Genomic DNA, 9737 nt, shown 5'->3' with positions numbered 1-9737 from the left:
TCTAGGTAATTCCCTGTTTCCTTTGCCAGATTCAAGAAAGAAAATATCATCACTCTCTACAATACCTTCAAAACCATTAGGAACAGCCCCTTCAAAGGCACTTAATATCTTATGCCGCCAGTCAAATGAAGTTTGGAGACAGATACCTGTCTGTTCAGCACATTTCTTTATCGAATTGCCTAATAGCATATGGTACAAATAAACACTAAGCAAGTTCCCCTTTTTTAAACCAAAAGTAACTTTACCTGTAGTTTCCCTAAAATACTTCTTGCACGATTTACAAAAATAACGTTGCACACCATTAGCCTTGCCATTTGCACGGATATCGATGTCTTGACAATTAGGGCAATGTAGTGACTGGCTTTGTTGCACCTCGGAATGAACAGTATACAAGTCAGGCTCTGAAGGATCGACCATAGACAATAGCTCCTTAATTACGGTCTCACGACCCGATTCATCTAGGCTTTTGAAAAATTGTGTGAAAGATTCTGGCACCATTTGTATTTGTTTTTAAACAAAGATAACTAATTAAGTCGTATTATAGAATATAGCCTATTTTTTAAGCCAGCCAGATATTCAAAATCTTTAATAATAGCATTGATTTGTTGAATTGGTTTTACTTTTTGTAAAGATAAAGTCATGCTTCCTGCTTCAATTTTGGAAATATCTAATAATTGATTAACCAGCTCAGAAATTCGCTTACTATTTTTTAAAACCAATTCAAAATCAGAACGATCTTTATCACTAAGATTTTTACTCATTAATTTGTTTTGTATAGGAGTAGATATTAAAGTAAGTGGAGTTCTAAGTTCATGAGATATATTTGAAAAGAAATGAGATTTTGCCTTATCTAATTGTATGAGTTCTTTTTTTAATTTTCGTTCGTTATCGAGTTCATATTGACTTCTAACTCTTGAGGCTACATTTCTTTTGTTATTATATGATACAATTCCTGAGAAAATTAAAATTTCAATTAATACGGTATTTAAGAAATACAAACCGTTGCTAGTAATTATAGCTGCAATATTGCCAATGATAAGTAGAAAGCTACTTATGAGTACAGCCTTGGATATAAGGTCTTTTCTTATAGAGAAAAGATATATAAAAACTACTAGTGCGGTAATCCCAAAAAATACTCTGAATGCGAAAAAAATATCGATACGGTAATTTAGGTATGGAGTAAGAATGGAAACAATTAAGTTGATGATCGCAAAAAGAATAATACTAGATAAGAGATAGTTAGAGAATTTGTACAATCGAGGATGATTTGTTTTGAACTCTAGGATACCATATACAAAATAGAAGTAGAAAAATGAAGCACCAATAATACTTAGTTGATTTATATAATGGGAAAGCATAGGGTGAATGCTATTGAGTAAAGAAAAAAGAAAAGGGGTTTCAGGAGCAAAAATTCCTGTTACAAAAAATAAATAAAGACTATAGTTTAAAAAGTTTCTGTCTCTAGATATAAAAAAACTTACAAGAAAAAGTAAGGATGCAATACATGTAGCTCCTGAGTAAAATTCTAGATATTTTACCAATGAAGTTTCTTTTACTAAATCACTAATAGTATTTTTATGATCAATAAGGATAACCCCAAAAGTATTTTTGAGGCTTAATTTTCCCGCATTAGATATTGGTTTTTTGTTAAAATAAAAAGGCTTAGAAAAATCTATAGAATCTAGAGGTATGCTTAATGAAGATGCTTGTTCTATATCATATGTAATCTTTCCTTTTTTAATGAATGTACCTGTTTTATGCTTTTTGTAGCCTTTTTTATACGGTATATAAAAGTCTGATGCATCACTAATAAAGGTAAAAAAATAGAGTGTTTTGGCATTAGTTTTATGATTAATCATAAAACGATACCAATAAAAGGCATTAAGTTTGCAATTTTTAAGATGTAAGGGATATATGGGAGTAAATAACTGTGATGTAGTTTGGTTAAAAGTAAGCTCTTTTGAATAATCTTTATAAAGACTTACTTCTTCTATAGGAAAATAAATACTATCCTTGATAGTGATTTGTATAGGTTTTATCTGAGATGATTGGGGTTGAGCAGTAGTGGGGAGTTGAAGAATAAAAAAAAGTAGAGCAAAGAAATTTCTCATGTTTTTAATTTGACTTTTAAATATAGCAATTATAAATAAATCAATTACTTATGTCTGTAATATATGTAACCATTTTTATGTTACATATGTTTTAAGTCTAGGTGTATATCAAAATAAAAGAACTTAAAAGAAGGCTCGTTTTGATTATTTTTTTTTGAATGGTACTGTTTTCTTGCTTGCGATAAAAAAAAGATTCTAGTAGTCTGTAGAGTGAAGTAGGGTTGAAACTCTTTAAATTTTAAAAAATAATCATACTTTTATAGGCATAATTGATTTTTTCTTAGTTTACCTCTCTAAAATGACCGAAAACGTAAAAATTATTGAATGTCCTCGTGATGCCATGCAAGGCATAAAAGAATTTATACCTACAGAAAAAAAGGTGCAATACATTCAATCATTATTGCGTTGTGGCTTTGATACAATAGACTTTGGTAGTTTTGTGTCGCCAAAAGCAATACCACAAATGGTTGATACAGCTGATGTTTTATCGCAATTAGACCTTTCTGATACAACGAGTAAATTATTGGCAATAATTGCAAATGTAAGAGGAGCGAATGATGCATCTCAACATAAAGCTATTGACTATTTGGGATATCCTTTTTCGATATCAGAGAATTTTCAGATGCGTAATACACATAAAACTATTGCAGAATCTGTAGCAACCTTACAAGAGATATTGAATATTGCAGATAAAGCCAATAAAAAGGTGGTAGCTTATTTGTCTATGGGATTTGGTAACCCGTATGGTGATCCATGGAGTGTTGAAATTGTAGGTGAATGGACAGAAAAGCTTAGTAAAATGGGAGTGAAAATTCTATCTTTATCAGATACAGTTGGAACTTCTACACCAGATATTATCACATACTTATACTCAAATTTAATACCAACATATCCTGATATTGAGTTTGGGGCACATTTGCATACTACGCCAACCACTTGGTTTGAAAAGGTAGATGCAGCTTATAAAGCAGGCTGTAGAAGGTTTGATGGGGCAATTCAAGGATTTGGTGGATGTCCTATGGCAAAAGATGAGTTGACGGGTAATATGCCTACAGAGAAAATGATTTCTTACTTTACGACCGCAAAAGCTGAAACCAATATTAGGACATTAAGCTTTGAGTCGTCACACAATGAAGCTACAAAAATATTTTCTATATACCATTGATGGTGCTTTGAAAATAATACGATAGTATTCTTTAATTACTTCATTACCCCACTTTCTTAATGTTAAAAAATTAAACTTATTTAGATTTACTAAAGATAAAAGTTTGTTAAATAATTTTTGATGAATATATTTGTTGACATTAATTATAATAAGTCTAAATAAAAAAAGCAATGAAAATCAACAATTTATTTAAAATCACCTGCCTTTCTGCAGGGCTTGTTTTAGCTTCCTGTTCAGATGATGATGATACACCAGGAGTTCAAATAGATGAACCAACGAATTATGTTTTTGAACGTAACGGAGAAAGTTCTGTGAGTTTTGGTGGTCAAACGACTAGAATAGCAATGGCAGAAGAAATTATAGATGCATTTAAAGATAGTGAGAAAACAGAAGCTATTCTTGATAATATGTTTGCTCATCAAAAAGGAGCAAATGACTTTACAGAAGCAAGTCTTAATGAATCTAGTAAAAGTGTTAGAAGTAAAACGGCTGCATCAAAAGATTACTTCTCTGTAAATGTAGGTGAGGCTAGCGCAATAAAAGAAGAATTTGATGCTTGGATAGCAGGGCAGGCAAACGAAGTATTCCCTAACTGGAATACAGAAGCAACAGCTGGAGTAGCTGGATTTATACAAGAAGCTGGAGGAGGTTCTACCAGATATGTAAATGCAAAAGGATTAGAATATAATCAGGCATTTGCAAAGAGTTTGATAGGTGGGTTAATGACCGATCAGGCGTTAAATAACTATTTAGGTAAAAGTGTTCTTGATGATGCTAATAATGTAGAAGATAATAATAATGGTGTTGTAGCAGAAGGGAAAAACTATACAACTATGGAGCATAAGTGGGATGAGGCTTATGGATACTTGTTTGGAGCAGCACCAGATAGAGCTAAACCTTTGGCAAGTATAGGATCAGGTAGTGACCAGAAAGGTGATGATTCATTCTTGAGTAAATACCTTGATAGAGTAAATGATGATTCAGATTTTACAGGAATTGCTGATGATATTTACCAAGCATTTAAGTTAGGTAGAGCTGCAATTGTAGCCAAAGAATATACAGTAAGAGATGAGCAAGCAGCTATCATTAGAGAAAAAATATCTCAGGTAATAGCAGTAAGAGCAGTATATTACCTACAACAAGGTAAAAATGCACTTGATGCTACTACTGTTGATCATGCAACTGCTTTTCATGATCTTTCTGAAGGATATGGATTTATCTATAGTTTACAGTTTACAAGAAAACCAAATAGCGATGCCCCTTACCTTACCAGAACACAAGTACAAGGCCTAATTGGTCAACTTATGGGTGGAACAAACGGATTATGGGATGTTACTCCTGCAACCTTACAAGCTATTTCTGAAGCGATCGCAAACGAATTTAACTTTACTGTAGCGCAAGCAGGTAGTTAAAAGGACAAAAACATAAGATAAAGTGTGAAAAAGAGGAAGGATTGAATCATAATTCTTCCTCTTTTTTTTACATTTGTAAAAAATTTATTAAGAATAAATAAAAATAAAATGAAAAAGTTATTGTTCCTTTTTGCCGCTATTTTGTTTGTTGTAGCAGGGTGTTCTTCTAGTGATGACACCAACTCGGATAACCCGGGAACAGACACTTTTAATAGAAAAGCATTGTTAGAGAATATAGCAGACAATATAGCAATACCAGCATATAAAAGTTTTAAAGGAGAGATGACAAATCTGAAAACGGCAACCTCTGAGTTTGTTACCACAGCAGATGAATCTAATCTTATAAAACTAAGAACAGCATGGTTAGATGCACATGTATCGTGGCAATCAGTGAGTATGTTTGAAATAGGAAAAGCAGAAGAAGTTTCTTTTAGAAATTTTATGAATGTATACCCTGTTACAACTATAGAAATAGAAAAGAATATTACTAATGGAGGATATGATTTAAACTCGGTATCAAAACAAGATGAACAAGGTTTTGGAGCACTGGATTACTTGCTTAATGGATTAGCAGACTCTAATGCCGGTATTGTTGCATTCTACTCGAGTGATGTAAATGCAATAAAATATAAAACATACCTTTCTGATGTAGTTGAGCACATGGATACTCTTACAACTCAGGTTGTAAATGATTGGACAGGTGATTACAGGGATTCTTTTGTAAATAATAGTGGATCTTCTGCAACGAGCTCATTAGATAAATTGGTAAACGATTTTCTTTTTCATTATGAAAAACATCTAAGAGCTGGTAAAATTGGTATTCCTGCTGGAGTATTCTCAAACACTACTTTTAATGAAAAAGTAGAAGCGTTTTATAAAAAAGATGCATCAAAAGCTCTTTTTAATGCAAACCTGACTGCATTACAGGATTTCTTTAATGGAAAACATTTTGGTAGTGCTACAACAGGAGAAAGTCTTAAAACGTACTTAGATTTTTTAAATACTATAAAAGAAGAAGAAGATTTGAGCACGTTGATCAATAATCAGTTTAATCTTGCAAGAACTGAAGCCTCTAATTTGGCAGATGATTTTTCTGCTGAGGTTCGAACTAATAATAATTTAATGTTAGATGCGTATAAAGAACTTCAGAAAAATGTGGTTTTCTTGAAAGTAGATATGCTATCAGCGCTTTCTATTAGAGTGGATTTTGTTGATGCTGATGGAGATTAATAAGGCCTATGAATTTGATGTCTACAAAATATTTTGAAAAAAATACGGAGGCTGCACCACTTGCAGTCTTTCGTATTTTTTTTGGAATAATGATGAGCATGAGTATCATTCGTTTTTGGAGTTACGGGTGGATTGATAAGCTATACATACAACCTAAGTTTTTTTTTACATATTATGGTTTTGAGTGGGTAAAACCATTAGGAGTGTATACGTATATAATTTTTGTTGTTTGTGGTGTATCTGCAATTTTTGTAGCGCTTGGATATAAATATAGAATAGCTATACTTATTTTTTTTCTCAGTTTTACCTACATAGAATTAATAGATAAAACAACCTATCTTAATCATTATTATTTTATAAGTTTAATGAGCTTTTTGATGATCTTTTTACCAGCGAATGTATACTATTCTATAGACGCCTGGAGAAAAGGTACATCATATCAGCATATTCCTAAATGGACTATAGATGTAGTCAAATTACTTTTAGGAATAGTATACTTTTATGCAGGATTGGCAAAGCTTAATTCAGACTGGTTGGTAAAAGCAATGCCGCTCAAAATCTGGTTGCCTTCAAAATATGATATTCCAGTCATAGGAAATATAATGCATCATGAATGGGTACATTATCTATTTAGTTATACAGGAGCAATATATGATTTAACCATCCCTTTTTTATTATTGTATAGAAAGACAAGAGGTATTGCCTTTATATTAGTTGTTGTATTCCATATACTTACTAGAATACTTTTTCCTATAGGTATGTTCCCCTATATAATGATTGTAAGCACATTACTTTTCTTTAGTGATAATTTTCATCATAGAGTATTAGCGGGCATATCTAAGATTTTTAAAATAAGTAAAAATTATTTTGATACAAATCAGGTCTTCTCATATAGTAGCATACAGAAAAAAATACTGATCTCTTTGGTATCTCTGTTTTTTGTAATTCAATTACTTTTGCCGTTTCGTTATTTACTGTATCCTGGAGAATTATTTTGGACCGAAGAAGGGTTTCGTTTCTCTTGGAGGGTTATGTTGATAGAAAAAGCAGGGTATGCAAATTTTAAGATTATAGATAGTGTATCTGGTAGTAGGTTTTATATAGATAATGATGATTTTTTGACAGCTTTTCAACAAAAGCAAATGGCAACACAACCAGATTTTATTTTGCAGTATGCACATTATTTAAAACAACATTTTAAAAAACAAGGACATAAAAATATACAGGTTTTTGTAGAAAGTTATGTTACACTCAATGGTAGATTGAGTGATCAATATATAGACCCCAGTATAGATCTGGTAAAAGAAAAAGAATCATTCAAACATAAAACGTGGATTACTCCATTTAAAGATGAAATTAAAGGATTATAGTATACTATTATTAGCACTATTTGTAGCAAGTTGGGTTACAGGTCAGCACAAATTAACAGGAACAGTAACTGATCAAAATAACCAACCTATTGCAAATGCCGAGGTGTATAACCAAAATACAGGAGAACATGTTATCACAGAGGAGAGTGGTAGTTTTGAATTTGTAGATATCAAAAACGGAGTATACGTAATTACTGTGTTTAGCTATGATTATGATATTCTTGAAAAACAAATAAAAATAAATACTGATACTCATTTTGATTTTGTATTAAAACCTATCGGGGAAGAACTTTCTGAGGTTTTGATCACTCAAAGGAGAGAACGTATATCAGGATTACGACGATTAAAACCAGTAGAAGGAACAGCAATATTTGCAGGTAAAAAAAGTGAAGTGGTTTTACTAGATAATGCTTTGGGTAATATGGCATCAAATAATGCCAGACAAATCTATGCTCAGGTTGCAGGGTTGAATATTTATGAAAACAGTGCAGGAGGATTGCAACTTAATATTGGTGGTAGAGGGCTTGATCCTAATAGAACGGCAAATTTTAATACACGTCAAAATGGGTATGATATGAGTGCAGATGTTCTAGGTTACCCAGAGAGTTATTATACACCACCTGCAGAAGCATTGAGCGAAATACAAGTGGTTCGTGGAGCAGCCTCATTACAATACGGAACTCAATTTGGAGGATTGATCAATTTCAAAATGAAGCAACCCAATCCAACTAAAAAAATAGAATTGGTGTCTCGTCAATCTTTGGGGTCATTTAATTTATTTACCAGTTTTAATAGTTTAAGTGGTACAGTAGGAAAAATTAGTTATTACACGTATTTTAACTATAAAATAGGAGATGGTTTTAGACCAAACTCTGAGTTTGAATCAAAGAATGTATATGCACATTTAGGATACCAGATTTCTGATAAGACAAAACTTATAGGAGAGTTTACCTATTTAGATTATTTAGCCCAGCAACCTGGTGGTCTAACAGATACTCAGTTTGATCTTGAACCTGATTATAGTAATAGGACAAGAAATTGGTTTGATGTGGATTGGAAATTGTTTTCTTTAAAATTGGAACATGAGTTTTCTGATAAGACAGACTTTAGTATTAATTTCTTTGGCTTGGATGCATCAAGGAGAGCCTTAGGTTTTAGAGGAATACAAACAAATCTTAATTCTAATGCTATTACAGAAGTTGACGAGGTAGATCCTTCTGGTAATTTTGTGAATCCTAGAGATCTTATTGTAGGGAATTTTCAGAACTGGGGAGCAGAAGCAAGATTACTAAGTCGTTATAATGTATTAGGTAAAGAATCTGTCTTTTTGATAGGGTCAAAGTATTATCAAGCAAATAATGATGCTAGGCAAGGGCCTGGAAGTTTTGGGTCTGATGCAGATTTTAGTTTTAGAAATAGCACTGTTGCAGGATATCCTAATCAATCTAGTTTTGATTTTCCGAACCTGAATATTGCGTTATTTGGAGAGAATATTTTTACGATTACAGATAAGTTTTCGATCACTCCAGGAATACGATATGAATATATCAAAACAGAGACAGAAGGAACTTATAATAATGTGGCATTTGATAATGCGGGTAACCCTATAAATAATACAATCGAAACTGATAATAGAACTTTAGAGCGATCCTTTGTTCTACTAGGATTAGGTTCTAGCTACAAGGTAAATGATAATTTTGAAGCATATGTAAATGTTTCACAAAATTATAGATCAGTAACCTTTAGTGATATACGAATAGTAAATCCAACCTTTGTGATTAGACCAAATATAGGCGATGAAGAAGGATTTACTGCTGATATGGGAGTTAGAGGAAAGATAAGCAATGTGCTTACTTTTGATGCCAGTGTGTTTGGATTGTGGTATGATGATAGAATAGGAGAGGTGTTTAATGATAGAGCACAACGAGTACGTGGTAATATCGGAAGTGCATTTATTTATGGGCTAGAAAGTTATACCAATTGGAACATTGCAAATTCATTTTTGCCAGAAAACTCTAATTATGTGTTCAACGCTTTTGTAAACCTTGCTGTTACTGATTCTGAGTATACAAAATCAGAAGAACAGATAGAAGGAAATAAAGTAGAATTTATTCCATTGATTAATTTAAAAACTGGAATTGGTTTTGGGTATAAGAACTTTTTAGGAAGTATTCAATATACTCATTTATCTGAGCAATTTACAGAAGTAACCAATGCAGATAGAGCAGATTTTGGGAGTAAAGAAGAAGGAACCTTAGGAAAAATACCTCAGTACTCAATAGTAGATCTTTCTTTATCGTATACATACAAAATGTTTAAATTAGAAACAGGGATCAATAATGTATTGAATGAAAAGTATTTTACCCAAAGAGCTACAGGGTATCCAGGCCCTGGGATTATACCTTCTGATCCTACAACTTGGTATACTACATTACAGTTTAAGTGGTAA

6 protein-coding genes and 1 pseudogene are annotated in these 9737 nt (G+C 32.2%); 5 read left to right on the top strand and 2 right to left on the bottom strand.

Features of this window, described 5'->3' with window-relative positions; genetic code table 11:
- Both CVD18_RS05055 and CVD18_RS05050 read right to left on the bottom strand, forming a co-directional pair.
- Window positions 1-498 (bottom strand): annotated as a pseudogene (locus CVD18_RS05055) (hypothetical protein); the annotation flags it as partial.
- A 26-nt stretch (window positions 499-524) separates the two neighbouring features.
- The gene (locus CVD18_RS05050) at window positions 525-2111 is read right to left on the bottom strand and encodes a sensor histidine kinase (RefSeq protein WP_103864355.1); all 1587 of its coding nucleotides are present in this window, start codon (window positions 2109-2111) and stop codon (window positions 525-527) included.
- 298 nt (window positions 2112-2409) lie between these two features.
- Between CVD18_RS05050 and CVD18_RS05045 the strand changes: the two genes are divergently transcribed.
- The 5 genes from CVD18_RS05045 to CVD18_RS05025 all read left to right on the top strand — a co-directional run bounded on the left by CVD18_RS05045 (window position 2410) and on the right by CVD18_RS05025 (window position 9737).
- Window positions 2410-3276 (top strand): hydroxymethylglutaryl-CoA lyase, encoded by an 867-nt coding sequence (locus CVD18_RS05045; protein ID WP_103864354.1) that lies wholly within the window; start codon window positions 2410-2412, stop codon window positions 3274-3276.
- Window positions 3277-3446: 170 nt separating this feature from the next.
- On the top strand, window positions 3447-4688 hold the full coding sequence (locus CVD18_RS05040; protein WP_103864353.1) for a DUF4856 domain-containing protein: 1242 nt from the start codon (window positions 3447-3449) through the stop codon (window positions 4686-4688).
- A 108-nt stretch (window positions 4689-4796) separates the two neighbouring features.
- Entirely contained in the window at window positions 4797-5918 is a 1122-nt protein-coding gene (locus CVD18_RS05035; RefSeq protein WP_103864352.1) for an imelysin family protein, read from the top strand.
- Between the two features lie 8 nt (window positions 5919-5926).
- Window positions 5927-7288 (top strand): HTTM domain-containing protein, encoded by a 1362-nt coding sequence (locus CVD18_RS05030; protein WP_103864351.1) that lies wholly within the window; start codon window positions 5927-5929, stop codon window positions 7286-7288.
- Window positions 7269-9737: a TonB-dependent receptor domain-containing protein gene (locus CVD18_RS05025; RefSeq protein WP_103864350.1), complete on the top strand. Its 2469-nt coding sequence runs from the start codon at window positions 7269-7271 to the stop codon at window positions 9735-9737. Before CVD18_RS05030 ends, CVD18_RS05025 begins: the two co-directional genes overlap by 20 nt.

This window comes from Aquimarina sp. I32.4 (genome assembly GCF_002924285.1).
Classification (GTDB): domain Bacteria; phylum Bacteroidota; class Bacteroidia; order Flavobacteriales; family Flavobacteriaceae; genus Aquimarina.
The sequence above is the reverse complement of the archived record's forward strand: the minus strand, read 5'-3'. Positions and strand labels throughout refer to the sequence as shown.

Bases quoted from the DNA above. Each gene is read 5' to 3' on its own strand.
- CVD18_RS05040 (WP_103864353.1), top strand. From the start codon at position 3,447: ATGAAAATCAACAATTTATTTAAAATCACCTGCCTTTCTGCAGGGCTT.
- CVD18_RS05050 (WP_103864355.1), bottom strand. From the start codon at position 2,111: ATGAGAAATTTCTTTGCTCTACTTTTTTTTATTCTTCAACTCCCCACT.
- CVD18_RS05030 (WP_103864351.1), top strand. From the start codon at position 5,927: ATGAATTTGATGTCTACAAAATATTTTGAAAAAAATACGGAGGCTGCA.
- CVD18_RS05045 (WP_103864354.1), top strand. From the start codon at position 2,410: ATGACCGAAAACGTAAAAATTATTGAATGTCCTCGTGATGCCATGCAA.
- CVD18_RS05035 (WP_103864352.1), top strand. From the start codon at position 4,797: ATGAAAAAGTTATTGTTCCTTTTTGCCGCTATTTTGTTTGTTGTAGCA.
- CVD18_RS05025 (WP_103864350.1), top strand. From the start codon at position 7,269: ATGAAATTAAAGGATTATAGTATACTATTATTAGCACTATTTGTAGCA.